Here is a 16,573-nt window from a genome sequence, read left to right as displayed (position 1 = left end):
ATTTCGCGTTTTAGACCGCGCGCTTAGCGAGCGTCGCGCTCCTTGCGGTATTCGCGGTACTCCTCCATGCGCTGCATGTAGTAGTCGATGTGATCTGCAGGTAGCGGGCCCGGGTAGTCTTTAGCGCGGAACCACGCGTCGGTGCCACCGTCGAGGAAGATGACGGAGCCGCACAGGAAGCTCGCGGCCGGGGAAAGCATGAAGATCACCCAGTGCGCGATGTCGTCGGGGTTGCCAAAACCACCGACCGGCACGGGGAAGTTCAGCACGGCCTCGGCAGTTTCGGGAGTGGCAAGCTGCTTTTCAACCATCGGCGTGCGGATAGCGCCCGGCGCGATGGAGTTCAGGCGAATGCCGGAGCCCGCCCATTCCATCTTCGTTGCGGTGATGCGCACCCAGTGGGCGAGCGCAGTCTTAGACGCCGCGTACATGATGGTTGCCGGGTTCTTCGCCTTCTGAGCGATTTCTAGCGCCTTGTCGAGGTCGCGGTCGAGGAACGCCTGGAATAGATCCGTGGGCAATCCCGGCACGGTTGTTGTGGAGTTCGAGGAGAATACAACGACCTTCGAGTCGATCGCGTTTGCGAGCAGGTCTCGAATGCCTTCGAGGAGTTCAACCACGCCCCAGTAGTTAACCGTTGCGATTAGCTTCTCGCGCCCCGGGATCGGGCCAAGGCCAGCAGCGAGCACTGCGCCCTCGAGCCTCGGGCCGGCCAGCTCGTGCACGGCGTCAATGGCGTGCTTGCGGCCTTCCTCGGTGGATAGGTCGGTCTCAATGTCTGCGTCATGCAAGTCGATTCCGATTACGCGGTGGCCTTCCCATCGAAGCTGGTTAGCGGTGGCCTTACCCATGCCCGAAGCAACGCCGGTAACGAGGTAAACTCCCATGATTTCTCCATTCTTTACTTTTGAAGGTTTAGCGTGCAGTTGTCCTTCTGCCTGACAGAATTGGCCGGAGCACTGCCCCGACCTAAAGTGGCCGCGCGATGGTTGCGCGAGCCAGTCAAGTTCGTCTTCAAACTCGCAAGTAGCCTATTACTAAGCGCGCGTTTGCGGCGTCAAACTGCCGTTAAACTCGCAGATATTGCCTAAAAATTAGCTGATTTTACGCCCGTTACGCAGTGCCCGAACGTGCCGTTTACCCCGCTATGGCTCCCTTTTTTATCCGATTGTCGAGGCCGTGCACCCCGGCTTACTCGGCGGGGCCGCTCGCCTACTGCTCTTGGGGTTCAACCAGGCTCGGGTCATTGTTGCGCACGTTGCCAACGGCCTTGCCTACTTTTCGAGGCACGAGGACGGGGCTCGAAATCGCATCCATCAGGTGGCGAATCTCAGAATCAGTCTCGGTAGCAGGATCAAGCCACTCATTCCACATGTCAGGCGGCACAACCACAGGCGAGCGATCATGAATATGCCCCAGCGCATCGGGCGCACTTTGCGTAATAATCGCAAAAGTTAGCAGCCACTCATCACGCGGGCTTTGCCACGCCTCGTAAATGCCGGCAAATCCCATCACCGGGTCCCCCTCCCCCGCAGAAAGGAAAGCTAGCAGACCGGCAATACCGGTTGTGATGACCATACTGTTTGGCACACCGGTGGCGGCAATACCGAGAATGAGGGCGAGGTTTGATACCAGGCCGTCGTTGGCTCCAAACACTGCCGCGCGGAACGTGCCGGCAATGCGTGCGCGCGAGCGGGCGGCGAGGCCGCGCACAACCTCACCGTGAATGTGCTCGTCGGCAGCCATCGCGTCAGTAGCATCTTGATCAACGTCGTAAGACTGACGTTGCTCTGCGCGTTGGGCGAGGGCAAGGATGAAAATGGAGCCAAAGGTAGCGGCAAAACGGGCGAGGATCCGCGAGTAGAGCGTCGGTTTGGGGGCGGGATGTGCGTGCTCGCCAAGGAGGGAGGTCCAGTGCTCAATGTGACGCGTTTCGGCGTCGGCAAGCGCCTGCAGAATGGCGGCTTCTTCACCGGTGCGTCGCTGCGCTAGGTTCAGGTAGGTTTGAGCCGGGCTTTCGCCCGGCTCAAACTGTTTGCCCTCGATCTGGCTGTGAGTACCACAACTGTCTGTGCGTGACATGATCCAGGACAAGTATCGGATTACCTCTATAGCCAGAACCTAACTCTGTTGGCATTCCACAATGTCCTGGAAATATAGGCCACTTTATCATCACGTTTAGTAGTTTCCATGACTACGAATACTGGATCACCAATACTCAAATTGATTAAATCAGCCTCTGTTTTTGTGACGTAACCCAAGCTCAACGACACGCCCGCAGATACAAGATTCACTCCGCATTTTTTGAATGCTTTAGAGAGCGATCCCTTCTCAAGTTCGATTGTCAGTGCTTCTGGAACCACATCGACATCGATCCACGAATCGACGAATCCAATCGCCTTGCCATCCGCTGCATGGAGTCTGCTTATGCGCAGATACTCCTCTCCTAATTGCAACTGCTTTTCCGGGACAAAATCTAGCGGAATTGATGCCTCCAGGCTACGCTCAATCTCCTCGGAGCTCGCCTGGTGACCTTGTTCTTCTAGACGTCCTGTCCAGTGTGATGTGAGTCCAAGATTGTGTTCAATAGTAGATATCGGTCGTTTCACAAACGTGCCTGAGCCCTGCCGTCTGACCAGTGTCCCATCAAGTACGAGATCGCCTATAGCTCTACGTACAGTAACTCGGCTTACATCAAACAGCTCTGCAAGTTCAGATTCCGAGGGAAGTTGATCGCCTTTGTTATAAATCGCGGAGATCAAGACCCTCATTTGTTTTTCAACCTGAGCCCATGTCGGGATCGCGCTTGAACGATCTACCTCAGGAATAACTCTTTTAAGTTCTCTGAGCCGTGCTTCAGGCGTTCGAGACGTTCGAACCGGCATTGGGACTCTCCTTATTGAACCGTTAATCTGTCAGATTTCAATCTTGATGTGCGACGCATCCATATTCACCGCCCCGCCACGGAAAGGCAGACGGTTCCATAAGGTTGCGGCTTCGATTGAAATAAAGGTTACTACTACCGCTGCAACAAGTTCTCGTGCAAGATCATCTATAGGCTCTTTGCCACCATCAGAAATCAAGTCGAAATCGATTGGAATTATGCTTTGTCCATTCTCGTCTAATGCTCTTTCGAGACGCTCGAACCGAGCCTTGCCGCGAGTACCTCGCATAGAGAGTACAAGATGGTCTTGGGGGCCTACAAAATAATCGACGTGTCCGCATTCTTCTAATGGAACGTCTCGAGCAGCAATTCCGGTAGCCTCCATGAATTTCAAGGTTGCAAAGTTGCCAGCAGAACGTAATTCAGGAAGTGAGAGGACAGTTATAGCGCTAGGCATATTTTTCGGTAATTTAGCAACTGTCTCGTTGATGACCGGCTTCATTTTTTCTATGCCTACGGCTACCTTCTTTGCAATCCCTTCAACGGAGTAACCACAAGTAGCGGCAACTCCAATTGCCAGAGCAAGGTGGCCGGCAACAGGAACCTGCTCTTCCACCCGAAGCGGCGGAATGAGCTGTAACTCCTTTGCTTCACTCGCCATCACAGAGTCAGGAGAAGCGGTAATTGCGACGGTTTCGCAACCTTGTTCGCTCGCTCTCCGTAATGCTCGAATAGTGGCACCTGATGTACCAGAGTTAGAAATACCCACCATAACGTCTGTCTTGGCAGGAATTTCTTCCATCCACTCGATATCGCCTGCCGAATATGCTCGTGCCCCTTTGCGTGAAGCAACATACGCGGAGGCTAGAGAATCACCACAACCGGTATACACAACGTTTTTATTTGATTCAATCGTCGTAGCTGCCACTTCAGGCATATTGTTCAGCGCATTAACAAGTGCATCAATTGACTGCGTCATTATTGTCCTTTCGTATGATTCATTTGTTCAAGCTTGCGTATTAGTGATTCTGGTCCCCACCCTTCAAGAGTGGTTCGAACGATTCGTAAGGCTTTTACCGTTGCAACTTCTAGGGAGTCGCCATGCGCCAGCGACGCCGCAATTGCGCCGGCTGAGGAATCACCCGCTCCTGTTGTATCTACGACCCGAGCCAACGGATCTTTCATGGCTAGATCGACATCTCTGGCGAAAACCCGCATTCCATCGGCATCTAAGCGAGCGATTATTTCACAGCCGGTTTCAGCGGAGATTTCACGAATCGATCGATCCACGTTTTCGTCAAGTATTGAAAGCTGCAAACGACTTGGTAAGAAAACAATGCGTCTCGCACTGAAGGACTTGAAATACTCGATTCCTAAGTCCTTCACATAAGTCTGGTGAGGATCAATGATGAGGGTAGCCTGCGGAAGCTGGATACCTGGTTCCGGTGAACACAACAGAACGGTTCCCCGCTCGTCGCCTGTCAAAAACTGTGACAATCCTTCATCCTGCGGCTCTGACGTTGCACCTTGAATCTCTGTCGCAGAAGAATTTCGTACCGGTATCAGTTTTCTAGAGCATTTGTCATGAAGAATCCAGATGCGTTCCGCCGCTTCGCTGGCCGGAGATCTCGATGTATCAACCCCAAATTCCTCGAAAAGTCGTCTTATCTCGGGTTCGTCTGTGGGTAGCTTTGTGGCAACCGATACCTTCGTATTCGGCACAAACAGTGCCCCGAGGGAGGCGTACAACGCCGGCCCCCCGAGACAGTCGTAATGCGCCTCCCCCCGTTCATAGATGAGGTGATCTATAGAGATCCCCCCGACCACAATAAGTTCGGTCATCAGAACTCTTGAATCGCGAACTTGACTCGCCTATCGCGAGGGCCATCGAACTCGAGGAAGTAGAGTCCTTGAGAAATCGAGATGTCAAGCTTCCCATCTGAGATTGGGAGAGCCAGCGAATTCGTTCCAAACTGGATGCGCAGGTGTCCAGCCGCGTCCTGAGGTCCATCATGCAAATGCACAAATGGACCCGAAGTTGGGACTAAACGTTCAATCATCATGCGAATGTCATGCAAGGTCGTGCCATCGACACCTGAATTCATTATTAATGTCGCTGTAGTATGCGGAACAAATACGTGCATAACACCAGCCTTGAGATCACTCGGAACAGCTTCACGTAGTTGATCCGTAATGTTCACATACCAAACTGGATTCGGGTATCCCTCAGAGGGTTTCGTATTGATATCAATCGTGTGCCACTTGCCGATTTCAGCCATCGGTTTTCCTTTCATCAATTGTCTTCCGACTTAATTACAAATTTTTCAACACCGCAGGTACCGTTTTCTACAACCACTCCTGCACCACCATTCCTATGCTCAGATAGGGCAGTTATCGTGCTCATAACCTGGTTCCTAGACGTAATGGACGCTTCGAGACGGTTACCTCTCATCGTTAACGTCATCTCAAATGGTTCAATCACCGGTTCGTCGAGAATTGTTTGCGCTAACAGAACCGAGGTCTCTCCCACTTTGGATCTGAGCTCAAACACATTTCCCGCTACAACCGCAAAATCATAATCTGATCTTCCTTGGTACCCGATCAATAATCCGCATGCAGCCCGATGAGACGGAGCAAGTAACGCAGACACACTGTAGTTCTCCCATTTGTCCGTTCCGATAGATGCAAATGCATGCCCGGATGCTTTACCGAGAGCGAATGTAGACGCAAAATCTGCCTCAAAAGTATCGCTTTCATGCACCCATAAGCCGAGCTCTATGGGTTGCAAATCCCATATGTCCTGTTGAAGTCGTCCACTGAATTCGAATCGCTTGGGTGCGCCGGACCAGTTGATTCGATGGATGGTGGCGGATCCTCTCCGGATTCGTAAACCAAGACGAAATGGGCACGCATTACCTACAGCTGGAATTTCCCACTCGTATATCTTCTTGTCGCCCAAATTGCCGAGCAGATTTTCTCGTCCGACGACCCCATCAGGTGTTTGATAAAGAGCAAATAACGTGGCTTCGCAGTCGCCTGACAACCATATTTCTACACGGTCACCCGGATATAGAGTCGGGGAGGCATAGGTCGCAAAGTTCTTGCTTAGGTCTGCGTAATCTAAGAATGTGGGCGTGCTCACCGCCGCCTCATCCATAGCGGAGAAAGAAATCGCGCCACCTACGTTAACCACTTGTGTATCTTCCAGGCCAGAATACTTACAGGAAGTGAATCCCTGTACCGAGCCTGGAAAATCAAAAGTATAGGCGTCCTCTTGATGCTCAGTTTGTTCGCCGTGTAGCCGCTTTGCAGCTGACACAATTTTCTTTGTTTCTCTAACAGCGTCGGTGACGCATTTACCACCTTTAGCTGAAACCACCAGCATGCGGTCAGCAACTTCTTCCCTCAGTGGCGTGTTGTCAATCTCAGTTAGCCCTAATCTGACTCCGTTGATCATGCCTACTACACCTGCATTGGAATCTGTATCCAATCCGGCTGTACAAGCTATTTCAAGTGATTTCATAAAGTCATCTTCACCAAATACAAGTGCAAGCATAGTCATTGCAAAGTTTGACAACGCCGGCGCTCCACCACGCTGGGTAGCGTATCCATACTTCGTGTTGATGATTTCGCGAGCCGTCATCCAAGAAACTTTGTTTTCGAATAGGCCAATCACTCTTCCAACGACTTCTTGAACCAATGGGTACTCAATGGCTCCATGAAACTGATGAATTAGATCCAATATGTTGGATCCCGCAAATGCCTGGGAGCGTATCCGCGCCAAGAAGCGAGTTATATCCAGTGCGATACCATCATGCGAAACTGATGACGTGATATTAGAAACGCACGCTGCTTTCTCCGGGTCTAGTGGAAATGCGAGAGTCACTGCGTCATTAAATATCTGAGCTCCAACCTGAACAGGTAAGACATCTCCGTTAGTGTCTGAGCTACCAGATTTCGGGGGTAAGATTCCACGCTTCAGATTTATAAGAGCCGTGTGCTCTGTTGCGCGTCCATAACCTCCCCACCACAACACTGTTTGGTTCTCGATAATGTTATTGAGCCAGATCTTAGCGGCAGTCTCATAGTTAATCTTGCTTTCCCCTAGAATTCGCGCAATGACAAAGCTCAGAGATATATCATCATCTGCAACAATCAACGGGAGTCCGAGCGACTTGGATGGGAATCGACGTATTGAGTCAAAATGCATGCGTATATCGTCATACGGCCATCCTTCAACAGGTCTCCCCATATACACGCCAAGGATTTTCCCAAGAACACCTGCATAGACCCGTTGTTCGTAATCTGTCGAATTAACGTATCCCATATCAGCCCTTCACTGCCCCTGCAGCGAGTCCATCTACAAAGTAATTCTGGGCAAAAATGAAGATGACTAGGATCGGGAGAATTAAGATGGCCGCGCCTGCCATTAGAAGACCCTGATCGGCCGATGACGTTCCAGTCAAAGACAGGAAGCCAAGTGTTGCAGTGTAGGAGTCACTGCTTTGCAGGAACGTGGTAGAGATCAGATACTCGTTCCACGCCATCAATCCGACAATGATTCCGACGGTAATCAAACCTGGTGATACAGAGGGAAAGAGAACATATCGAAGCACCTGCATGGTGGATGCACCATCAACTTGCGCGGCTTCAGGAAGCGACGACGGAACTTGGTCAAAGAAGGCTCTTAGTAACATAACCGCCAATGGCATATTGATGGCCGCGACAACGATTCCCACCGTGAACGGATTTGATAACCACCCAAACTTAGAGAAAACGGCATAAAGCGGGAAAAGGAATAGTTGTATGGGAACTGTCATCGCAACAAGGAGGTATATTGACAGACCTTGCGCGATACGAACTTTCCCGGCGGATATCACGTATGCCGCTGGGGTAGCCGTGAGTAGAACCAAAACTACTGTGGTGGCTGTCAAAATGACCGAATTCTTAAATGCTTTACCAAACTCGCCATACTGCCAGGCTTCAGCATAGTTAGCCCAGTCGAATGAAGCAGGTAAAGCAAGTGGGTTTGCAGTAACTTCCGCACCCGTTTTCAAAGAATTAATCATTACTAGAATGATCGGAAACACAGCCGTAAAGGCAAGCAAGAAGAGGATCAGATGTCCAGGCAACATACGATATACCTTTTTCATTGGATTAATCCTTCCTCTTGGTGACGCGAACATAAACAATCGACGCAATGAGCCCAAAACCGCTCATAATCAGACCTACCGCTGCCGCCTTGCCGAACTGGAATGTTGAGAATGCAAATCCGTATGCATAAGTGGCGAGAATTTCAGTTGAGTTAGCAGGACCGCCCTGGGTCATCAGATATACGTAATCGAATGTCAAAAACGAGAATATGACAATCATGATTAGCGACATTTTAAGCGCAGATGCGATACCCGGTAGGTAGACGTAACGGAAAATGTGAAAGGAATTCGCACCATCCAAACGAGCAGCCTCTACTTGCTCGTACGGCACTTGTCGGAGCGCCGCAAGATAGATAATTAGTAGATATCCCCAGTAATGCCATATGTCAACAGCGGCAACTGCATACAGCGCCGAACTGGTATCTGTCAGAGGATTCGCAATATCTATTCCAGCGCGGTTCAGCACCCCAACGATTCCGGAGATCGGACTGTAAATCATATTCAGCCAAATGATCGCGTTTACCGCAGCTGCCATAACGTACGGCAACAAAAACAACGTCTGGAATACGATTCGTGACCTAGGACGGTTTAAGAGCAAAACCGCAACCATTAGACCGATCGCGACGGGAATGGTGAGAAACAAAATCGTCCACTTAACGTTGTTAAAGAGAGCGGTTAAGAAAACTCCATCCGCAAAGATCTCGCGAAAATTGTCTGTCCCTACAAAATTAATGGTCGTTGCAACGCCATCCCAATCGGTAAATGCAATGACGAATGTGAATATTGCGGGGATTAGTACTATAGCTGCCGATAGCAGAAACGCTGGCATCAATAATAGGTAGTGCGATAACAATCCACTTTTGCTGACGCTCTTACGTCGTTTCTCTGCAACCTGTTCATTTCGGGCAACTAAAACCGCCATGTCACTCCTTCAATAATTGCGGTGTGAGGGCTAAGTAGAGGCGCCCTCACACCGCTCAAGAAACTATGGCTTCGGAATCTCTGGGACGTCACCGTCCGCAAGTTCTTCCTCGAATAGCTTCTCGGTTTCAGCCATGAAAGGCTTGACGTCAGTCTGTCCAAGCCAGACGGACTCAATATCGATCAGATGCTTCTTAGTCTTCGGCGGGAAGAATGTACCTGCAAAATACCCGAATCTTCCGTCGTTAATTGCAGGAATAATCTCGCTCACCGCTTCGGAGTACGTCGCAGACAAGCCTGTCATGTTCCCCTTTGTAAGATCCAAATCCTTCAACGGAACCGCCCAGTACCCCGGCCACTGCTCAGTCATCGATATACCAAAATCTTCTTGGATCATTTGATCGATAATCTTTGCGGCTTCATCCTTATTCTTCGAATTCTCGTTGATCGAGAAAGAAGCCGTCGTGGAGATTGTGTACAACGGTGCTGGTAGAGACTCGTCAAAGTTAGGGAATGCAGTAAATCCTAGATCATCAACATTACCTGCCTCATCGTTGAAATATTCACCCGCAAATTGGAACGCTAGAGTTGGTCCGAAGAAGAACGGTGATTTCTCCTGTGCTAGCAATGACATAGACTCGGAGAAGGTCAAGTTAAGATATTGGCCGCCGCCAAGCTTGCCGCTTTGGTACCACTCGGCAGACTTATGAACCGCTTGCTCATAGACTGGGTCCGTCCATTTTGCCGCTCCGGTCAGCACCTTGTACATGGCATCTGGACCTGCAAAGTGGGTTAGAAACATAGACGAATAGTTTTCATTGACCGGCTGCCAGCCTTTGTTTCCAGTTACCGATGGATAGAGTCCCGCAGCTTCGGCCTTCGCCATAGCGTCTTCCAGCTCCGCCATCGTGGAGGGGACTCCAACACCAAGTTGATCCAGCACTGCCTTGTTATAAAACATGCCGATGGTATTGATCGAGTTAGCCACAGCATACAGCTTCCCGTCTACCACGCCGGAGTCGTAGATCGGCTTCAGAATCTTATCTTCCCATCCATACTGCTCTGCGTATGGGGTCATATCCGCCAGCTTTCCAGAACGCGCATACGGAGCAACAAATGCGGGACCCGACCCATAGACGATATCTGGCCCCTTATTCGCAGCCAACGCGGTCTGAATATTCGAATCGACCTTCTCATTGAAGGTTGCAACCAGCCGATACTTATCTTGCGATTCGTTATATGGCTTAACCAGGCTGTCTTCAAAAATCTGGCGCTGAGCTGGAGATGCCCCCCAGAACCACAGCTCAATATCTTCCTTGCCTCCACCGGCGTCAGCACCGCCACCGGAACATGCGGCAAGGAGGGACGCAGCGGCCATAACTGCCGCTACATTAATAAACTTCCTCTTCATTTCTCCTCCTCTTATACTGAATTTTGTTTTCTAACTCCTGCTGATTATCAAGATCGTGCAATTTGGCAACCCCTTCGAGCGCGACATCTATCGCTGCCACATGCCCACTACCGAGTTCAAACTTGTCTCCCGTGACGACGTTGTCAGCGACCGAACAGATAGAGCCGGCACGCTTCCCGTAAAGGGACGACAGGACAAGAATGGCGGCGGTCTCTCTGTCACCATTTAGAACGCCGGCCCGCGCCCATTGCTTCAGAGCGGTTCTTTGGTGCTGCGGCAAGAATCCGCCAGCTGCTGGCCGACCAAACTGAACAAAGTCCGAGTCGGTAGATCGAGTTAGACCAATGTGATACCGCACGCCAGTCTCAACAGCCGCGTTCTGCAATGCTGTAACAACGTCAATATTTGCAACTGCCGGATATGACTGAGGAACGTAGGCAGCTGTCAGGCCTTCATCACGAACACAACCATGAGTGATCACAATGTCGCCCGGTTTCACGCCAAAGCCTACGCCTCCGGATCCGCCGACACGAATAAACGTGTCCGCTTCGCTGTGTTCAAAAAGATCCATCAGAGCAAGCTCTGCTTCTGGCCCTCCAGACCCGCCCACAATAATGCTCAGCCGAGCATTCCGATATGTGCCGGTTATCGTCTCAAACATTCCGGAGTTTCCGACAACTTCCACATCTGTAAGTTTCCGCGCAGTGTCAGCCAAAGCGCCCTCTTTGTACCCACACAACGGGTCACGAACCATCACCAGTACATAACGGGCAACTCGCTCACCGTGAATGCCAGTCAGAACCGGCAATCCTTCAGCGTCGACTAATCCATGAACGGGCACATTCTCTTTGAACTCATAGGTTTCTAGAAAATCTTTGTCCCAAGGATGTGACTTCACTGCTACACCTCACCATCACATCTTTGTATGGTTGTATTAATGAGCATACAAGCAACATGTGTAACTGTCTAGCCTTTTAACATTTCAGAATGGTTACAGCACGCATTAATCTCATCATTGCGTCAAAGTCGCACGCATCGCACGTATACATTTCACGTTTTCGGAGTCATTCACTGGAACTCCGCGCACACTAACAACGAATGCAGCCACAGCACATCCATATTCAACGGCTACTCTTAGATCATCGCCTGTTTTCAGTCTCTCTAAGATGGCGCCACAAAAAGAGTTCCCTCCCCCTGTGGGATCAATTGCATTAATACCTCGCACAACCGGCACTTCGAAATATTCTCCGTGACTCCAAACTCGCACTGGCTGCGAGGCATCATGCAGCACCACAGTAGTTTCAAACTCTGAAAATGCTTTGGAAATCTGTTCCTCATCGTGCGTACCCAGTAGGAGTTCTGATTCCTCCAAGTTCAGAAAAATCACTTCACACCCGGAGGAAATATCTTTAACAGCTGCTAACTTTGAGCTCTTGCACGCGTCGAGAGACAGCTCCCAACCAACCTTTACACCTGCTCTTTCGCTCCAGTCTCGCATTTGTCTCCAAAATTCTGGATCTTCATCATGGAAGACAAATGCATAAGTTACATCGTCAAATTGTGCGTCTGTAACACGATTCGGCAAAGGCGTCGCGTCTTCAAAGTGTTTAAGACCGAGAAGAGGAATCTCTCGCCTATTTTGTTCATCTCGGTACTCAACTAGAGTGATAGGAACTGAATATGGCACACGAAACAGAGCGCCGCTTGCAATTCCCCGGTCGCAACACCATTTTTCAAAAAATGAGCGTTGTGTCTCTCCAACCCCAGCAACAAGCAACGGATCCCCGCCGCCTGTGGACGCTAGTGCGGCCCCTACAGCAGCATAAGCGCCAGCGCCACCGACGGTTTCGGCAATACCTTTTGAACCGGGAAGTCTAACCGCATCAATGGCAATATGCGAAAAAATGGCCAGTTGAGAGCTCATTCCACAAACTCATTTAAGACCGCTGCCACCGCTTCCTTCATCTCTCCCTGAAGGATCGGCATAGAGCTGGCGAACATTAGATTCAGTGGGTACTCGTAGAATTCGACATCACGCCCAACTACATCTCGCTGGTCTAGTTCCACGCCATGATGGGGAACTCGATCCAACATATCCCTTGTATCAGACATAAATCCGCGTACATACTTACCACTTTGATACGCATATCCCGCCTCGAACGCAACATCAGGATTTGGTTCCAGTCCGAGATAATCATTCAAATCGAGGATAACCAGGTCTGCTTCAGAAAGTGCTCTAATATTCGCCCTGAAATCATTCCCAGCTCTTTCCATCGGGTCCGCCGATTCTCGATCGGGGAGTGCGGTAATCAATTCCAATCCGCGTTGCGAGCAAATTGATTCTAATTCTGCGAAGATCGCTACGTTGTTCGATGCAAATCTTTGTGCGGTAGAGATGTAGACCTTTTTTGGGCGACCCTTCGGATTTAGCTCTATGCCGCGAGCCTCTTCATTGAGACGGAGCTTTTCACCGTGAATACGTGACCAATTTAGATCACTTTGAAATTGTTTCAGAGAATCGGAAAAAGTTCCCTCTATCAATTTTGCCGCACCTAGCACATTAGCCGAGAAGGGAAGAAAAGGATGAGGGTGTTCAAGATCAGATGCGTCAAAAATACGTCCATCGACGAATTTTGAATGATAATCTTTTTCGGCTGCTGGACGGCAATCACGAGAGAATGCGTAGCATCGTGCTCCTCGCGCGTATGCCATGCCTAGCTCGAAAATAGATCCCCCGTCAGGCACCGGGCCTCGAAAATCTTCTAGATCTACAATTAACGCTGTTGTTCGATTTATTGAGCGAGCACAGTTTGCGAAAATCTCGTCTGCAAAGCCGTGAGGGTCGTCCTCGACGTTGGTCAGAATCTGCGTGTCATTGGGCATCGCAACCATGAACCCTTGAGCTTCTGCCTGCAGTCGCATGTGAGCCCACTTCTTTACACCGGTATAGTAAAACACCTCCGGCCCTGCGATATAGACACATTCATCAGAATTTATCTCTGTCAGAACGCGAAAATCCATCGATTCACACCCCTTCGCCTTGTAACACGGTCGCAGTAACGAGATTCAAGAACCTGCCATAATCGGCGGTCCTTGCAATGCGCACGATAGGGAGGTGTTCCCACACATGGTGGTGACGAGAGTCTAGAACAGTCATTCCTCTGCAAAGTTCCGACATCGTTTCAATACCGACATGGCCTTCGAAGAACTCTATGATGTCAGGCTCCAGGACGGATGCGATCGCCATACAGTCGATGATGGTGCAATACGCTCCGTAACCACGATTGGTAACAAAGTCCACCGCGGTGCTCAAAAACTGGGCTTCGGGTCGTCTAGACCCTTTAAGGCTGTTGAGCTGGTCAGCAGAAAAATCGACATCGAAGTGCGTAGCGACGTCAAGACCTATCGCATATAAGTTCTCTACCGATTCATAGACTATCTTAGCTGCCTCGGGGTCAACGTAAACGTTCCACTCGGACTGAGGGGTGTCGCCCGTGGCGTTAGCATAAGCAGCTGCGTTTAAGGCAAACGCGCCCGAAATCGCAACGACTCTACGAAGTTTCTTCGGCAGTTCGGGGTAAGCAATTATTGCTGCAGCCAGGTTTGTCATGGGGCCGGTGACTATGTACGTGATTTCCCCAGGGAAAGAATTGACTTTGTCGACAATAAACTTCGAAGAAGGCACGTTAAGCACCTTCCTACTTGGTACAGGCAAATTGTTGTTCGCTTGTCCATCATCTCCGTGCGAGAAAGGGTCCGACGGTGAAAGACGCATTAGCGGCTTCCCGTGTCCCTTAGCCACTGGCACGTCGCCCGCTCCAAGCATCTCTAGCGTCTTCAGCGCATTAATCGTGGTCACTTCAATCGGGTAGTTTCCGTGAGACGAAACCACCCCTAACAGATCTATGGTCGGCGATTTTTCAGCCATGACAATGGCCATGGAATCGTCCATACCCGGATCACAGTCGAGAATGACCCTATTCGGAATCACGTTTTCAAACATCGAAGCTCCCTCTGCAGTATGAAATCAACCATAGTCGTTTGGTTGTATTATCGTCAATACCTTTTGAATTTGTACGACATTTCATACCCCTGATTACAAAGTCAACTCCCCCATACCCCTGTTTCACGACTTCGCCCTTTTCCTTATCCTCCTTATCTCGGTACCACATACCCATCTACAAGGCACTACCGAACACACCCAGCACAATTTCTCCTAAACGAGTATCCGACCCTGCAAACGACAAAACTACTCGGCCTCATTCAGGGAGATTCGCATACCAGCAACAGCGACATTAATTTCATGTTTATCCGCGTTATGAGCGGACAGACACCTCATGAAGGTAAGGATTCATTCCACCTCTTGGATCAAACTCGGGTCATTGTTGCGCACGTTGCCAACGGCCTTGCCTACTTTTCGAGGCACGAGGACGGGGCTCGAAATCGCATCGATCAGGTGGCGAATCTCAGAATCAGTCTCGGTAGCAGGATCAAGCCACTCATTCCACATGTCAGGCGGCACAACCACAGGCGAGCGATCATGAATATGCCCCAGCGCATCGGGCGCGCTACGCGTAACAATCGCGAAGGTCAGCAGCCACTGGTCTCGAGGGCCTTGCCATGCCTCATAAATTCCGGCAAATCCCATCACCGGGTCCCCCTCCCCCGCGGACAGGAACCAGGGTTGCTTGCCGCCAGCGCCGGCCTGCCACTCGTAGTAGCCGTTGGCGGGCACGAGGCACCGGCGCCGGCGCGCAGCGGCTTTGAATGAGGGTTTGTCCACCAGGCTTTCCGCGCGCGCGTTAATCATGGGGCGGCTGGCGTCGCGCGCCCAGGAAGGCACCAGCCCCCACTGGTGGGTTTGCATGCGCCGTAGCACCCGCCCAGGCTCCTCCTCGTATCTTTCAAACACGATGGGTAGTTGTTGGGAGGGGGCAGCGTTGTACGTGGGAGTAACTTCGCCTACACAAAAGTCAGTGCCAAAGATGGCCGTGAGTTCTTCCGCAGGCGTCCAAAGTACGTAGCGACCGCACATAGATCCTCCTAAACCAGCGCGCTAGATTCCGTTGGCGCCAAACATGAGGCCCAGCGTATAGGTGACGGCCGCGGCCCCATAGCCGATGAGGAGCTGGCGAATCGCGCGCTTCACCGGCGGTTTGCCCGAGAGCACGCCCACTACACCGCCTGTGAACATGAGGACCACACCAACCACGATCGCAGACAGCAGGATGCCCAGGTTTCCACTAGCGCCAAACAGGAACGGCAGCAGTGGCACCAGAGCTCCGATTGCAAAGAACAGGAATGAGGATGCGGCTGCGCCCCACGGGTGTCCGATTTCCGCGTGCGATTCGGACGGGTCAAGGTGACGTTCCTTGGACGATAGCAGGGAGCGGGGCGTGATGATAGAGCTGGTGGTCATTTCCGAGGCCGGACGGTTGAGCGCGTCGAAGATGATGCGTGCGTGTTCTTCAGATTCCTCAGCGGTGTCGCCGCGAGCGCGGAAGACGAGCTCCAGTTCGTTTTGTTGCACGTTGAGTTTAGAAACCTGCACGGGCGCGTCGGTGGACGGGTCCGAGGCCTCTAGTAGTTCGCGTTGAGAGGTGACGGAAATGTATTCGCCTGCCGCCATTGAGAGGGCACCAGCTAGCAGACCGGCAATACCGGTTGTGATGACCATGCTGTTTGGAACACCGGTGGCGGCAATACCGAGGATGAGGGCAAGGTTTGATACCAGGCCGTCGTTGGCTCCAAACACTGCGGCACGGAACGTGCCAGCAATGCGAGCACGTGAGCGGGCGGCGAGGCCGCGCACAACCTCACCGTGAATGTGCTCGTCGGCAGCCATCGCGTCGGTGGCGTCTTGGTCAACGTCGTAAGACTGGCGCTGTTCTGCGCGTTGGGCGAGGGCGAGGATAAAGATGGAGCCGAACGTTGCGGCAAACCGAGCGAGGATCCGCGAGTAGAGCGTGGGCTTGGGGGCGGGATGTGCGTGCTCGCCAAGGAGTGAGCTCCAGTGCTCAATGTGTCGCGTTTCGGCGTCGGCAAGCGCTTGCAGAATGGCGGCTTCTTCCCCGGTGCGTCGCTGCGCTAGGTTCAAATAGGTTTGGCGTTCCATTTGCTCATCGGCAAGGTATTTGCGCCAGCGTTTGATTTGTTCCTCGGTCGGCTGATTGCCAGGTGTCATGTGATTGTTCCTCGCACCGA

General features: G+C 51.4%; 16 protein-coding genes. All 16 read right to left on the bottom strand.

Going from position 1 to position 16,573, the window contains the following annotated elements; translation table 11 throughout:
• Window positions 1-23: 23 nt before the first annotated feature.
• The 16 genes from BQ7114_RS07345 to BQ7114_RS07265 all read right to left on the bottom strand — a co-directional run bounded on the left by BQ7114_RS07345 (window position 24) and on the right by BQ7114_RS07265 (window position 16,553).
• Window positions 24-887 carry an SDR family oxidoreductase gene (locus tag BQ7114_RS07345; protein WP_072343858.1) on the bottom strand — a complete coding sequence of 288 codons (864 nt, stop codon included), beginning with the start codon at window positions 885-887 and terminating at the stop codon, window positions 24-26.
• Between the two features lie 325 nt (window positions 888-1,212).
• The gene (locus tag BQ7114_RS09035) at window positions 1,213-2,082 is read right to left on the bottom strand and encodes an SOS response-associated peptidase family protein (RefSeq protein ID WP_407638968.1); all 870 of its coding nucleotides are present in this window, start codon (window positions 2,080-2,082) and stop codon (window positions 1,213-1,215) included.
• Between the two features lie 26 nt (window positions 2,083-2,108).
• Window positions 2,109-2,885, bottom strand: a complete 777-nt coding sequence (locus BQ7114_RS07335; protein ID WP_083431790.1) for a GntR family transcriptional regulator — start codon at window positions 2,883-2,885, stop codon at window positions 2,109-2,111.
• A gap of 30 nt (window positions 2,886-2,915) precedes the next feature.
• Window positions 2,916-3,863, bottom strand: coding sequence for an SIS domain-containing protein (locus BQ7114_RS07330; protein ID WP_072343851.1), 948 nt, complete (start codon window positions 3,861-3,863; stop codon window positions 2,916-2,918).
• Window positions 3,863-4,726 carry a carbohydrate kinase family protein gene (locus BQ7114_RS07325; RefSeq protein WP_072343848.1) on the bottom strand — a complete coding sequence of 288 codons (864 nt, stop codon included), beginning with the start codon at window positions 4,724-4,726 and terminating at the stop codon, window positions 3,863-3,865. Before BQ7114_RS07325 ends, BQ7114_RS07330 begins: the two co-directional genes overlap by 1 nt.
• Window positions 4,726-5,163, bottom strand: coding sequence for a secondary thiamine-phosphate synthase enzyme YjbQ (locus tag BQ7114_RS07320; protein ID WP_195906736.1), 438 nt, complete (start codon window positions 5,161-5,163; stop codon window positions 4,726-4,728). Before BQ7114_RS07320 ends, BQ7114_RS07325 begins: the two co-directional genes overlap by 1 nt.
• 14 nt (window positions 5,164-5,177) lie before the next feature.
• The gene (locus tag BQ7114_RS07315) at window positions 5,178-7,211 is read right to left on the bottom strand and encodes an ADP-ribosylglycohydrolase family protein (RefSeq protein WP_072343846.1); all 2,034 of its coding nucleotides are present in this window, start codon (window positions 7,209-7,211) and stop codon (window positions 5,178-5,180) included.
• A gap of 1 nt (window position 7,212) precedes the next feature.
• Window positions 7,213-8,037, bottom strand: coding sequence for a carbohydrate ABC transporter permease (locus BQ7114_RS07310; protein ID WP_072343844.1), 825 nt, complete (start codon window positions 8,035-8,037; stop codon window positions 7,213-7,215).
• 4 nt (window positions 8,038-8,041) lie between these two features.
• The gene (locus tag BQ7114_RS07305; RefSeq protein ID WP_083431788.1) at window positions 8,042-8,959 is read right to left on the bottom strand and encodes a carbohydrate ABC transporter permease; all 918 of its coding nucleotides are present in this window, start codon (window positions 8,957-8,959) and stop codon (window positions 8,042-8,044) included.
• Between the two features lie 63 nt (window positions 8,960-9,022).
• The gene (locus tag BQ7114_RS07300; RefSeq protein ID WP_072343842.1) at window positions 9,023-10,369 is read right to left on the bottom strand and encodes an ABC transporter substrate-binding protein; all 1,347 of its coding nucleotides are present in this window, start codon (window positions 10,367-10,369) and stop codon (window positions 9,023-9,025) included.
• Complete coding sequence (locus tag BQ7114_RS07295; protein WP_072343839.1) at window positions 10,350-11,267, bottom strand: nucleoside phosphorylase; 918 nt, start codon at window positions 11,265-11,267, stop codon at window positions 10,350-10,352. The genes BQ7114_RS07300 and BQ7114_RS07295 overlap by 20 nt, the downstream gene beginning before the upstream one ends.
• Before the next feature lie 114 nt (window positions 11,268-11,381).
• Window positions 11,382-12,293 carry a carbohydrate kinase family protein gene (locus BQ7114_RS07290; protein ID WP_072343837.1) on the bottom strand — a complete coding sequence of 304 codons (912 nt, stop codon included), beginning with the start codon at window positions 12,291-12,293 and terminating at the stop codon, window positions 11,382-11,384.
• The gene (locus BQ7114_RS07285; RefSeq protein ID WP_072343835.1) at window positions 12,290-13,390 is read right to left on the bottom strand and encodes a nucleoside 2-deoxyribosyltransferase; all 1,101 of its coding nucleotides are present in this window, start codon (window positions 13,388-13,390) and stop codon (window positions 12,290-12,292) included. The genes BQ7114_RS07290 and BQ7114_RS07285 overlap by 4 nt, the downstream gene beginning before the upstream one ends.
• A gap of 4 nt (window positions 13,391-13,394) precedes the next feature.
• Window positions 13,395-14,372 carry a nucleoside hydrolase gene (locus BQ7114_RS07280; protein ID WP_072343833.1) on the bottom strand — a complete coding sequence of 326 codons (978 nt, stop codon included), beginning with the start codon at window positions 14,370-14,372 and terminating at the stop codon, window positions 13,395-13,397.
• Between the two features lie 348 nt (window positions 14,373-14,720).
• Window positions 14,721-15,404 (bottom strand): SOS response-associated peptidase, encoded by a 684-nt coding sequence (locus BQ7114_RS07270; RefSeq protein WP_072343829.1) that lies wholly within the window; start codon window positions 15,402-15,404, stop codon window positions 14,721-14,723.
• A 21-nt stretch (window positions 15,405-15,425) separates the two neighbouring features.
• Window positions 15,426-16,553: a VIT1/CCC1 transporter family protein gene (locus BQ7114_RS07265; protein WP_072343827.1), complete on the bottom strand. Its 1,128-nt coding sequence runs from the start codon at window positions 16,551-16,553 to the stop codon at window positions 15,426-15,428.
• Window positions 16,554-16,573: the final 20 nt, after the last annotated feature.

It is taken from the genome of Actinomyces urinae (assembly GCF_900119695.1).
Classification (GTDB): Bacteria; Actinomycetota; Actinomycetes; order Actinomycetales; family Actinomycetaceae; genus Gleimia; species Gleimia urinae.
This window is presented reverse-complemented; position numbering and strand designations above follow the sequence as displayed.

Coding starts and splice junctions, on each gene's coding strand:
- BQ7114_RS07270 (WP_072343829.1), bottom strand. CDS start 15,404: ATGTGCGGTCGCTACGTACTTTGGACGCCTGCGGAAGAACTCACGGCC.
- BQ7114_RS07305 (WP_083431788.1), bottom strand. CDS start 8,959: ATGGCGGTTTTAGTTGCCCGAAATGAACAGGTTGCAGAGAAACGACGT.
- BQ7114_RS07320 (WP_195906736.1), bottom strand. CDS start 5,163: ATGGCTGAAATCGGCAAGTGGCACACGATTGATATCAATACGAAACCC.
- BQ7114_RS07290 (WP_072343837.1), bottom strand. CDS start 12,293: ATGAGCTCTCAACTGGCCATTTTTTCGCATATTGCCATTGATGCGGTT.
- BQ7114_RS07335 (WP_083431790.1), bottom strand. CDS start 2,885: ATGCCGGTTCGAACGTCTCGAACGCCTGAAGCACGGCTCAGAGAACTT.
- BQ7114_RS09035 (WP_407638968.1), bottom strand. CDS start 2,082: ATGTCACGCACAGACAGTTGTGGTACTCACAGCCAGATCGAGGGCAAA.
- BQ7114_RS07265 (WP_072343827.1), bottom strand. CDS start 16,553: ATGACACCTGGCAATCAGCCGACCGAGGAACAAATCAAACGCTGGCGC.
- BQ7114_RS07280 (WP_072343833.1), bottom strand. CDS start 14,372: ATGTTTGAAAACGTGATTCCGAATAGGGTCATTCTCGACTGTGATCCG.
- BQ7114_RS07325 (WP_072343848.1), bottom strand. CDS start 4,726: ATGACCGAACTTATTGTGGTCGGGGGGATCTCTATAGATCACCTCATC.
- BQ7114_RS07300 (WP_072343842.1), bottom strand. CDS start 10,369: ATGAAGAGGAAGTTTATTAATGTAGCGGCAGTTATGGCCGCTGCGTCC.
- BQ7114_RS07315 (WP_072343846.1), bottom strand. CDS start 7,211: ATGGGATACGTTAATTCGACAGATTACGAACAACGGGTCTATGCAGGT.
- BQ7114_RS07285 (WP_072343835.1), bottom strand. CDS start 13,390: ATGGATTTTCGCGTTCTGACAGAGATAAATTCTGATGAATGTGTCTAT.
- BQ7114_RS07310 (WP_072343844.1), bottom strand. CDS start 8,037: ATGAAAAAGGTATATCGTATGTTGCCTGGACATCTGATCCTCTTCTTG.
- BQ7114_RS07345 (WP_072343858.1), bottom strand. CDS start 887: ATGGGAGTTTACCTCGTTACCGGCGTTGCTTCGGGCATGGGTAAGGCC.
- BQ7114_RS07330 (WP_072343851.1), bottom strand. CDS start 3,863: ATGACGCAGTCAATTGATGCACTTGTTAATGCGCTGAACAATATGCCT.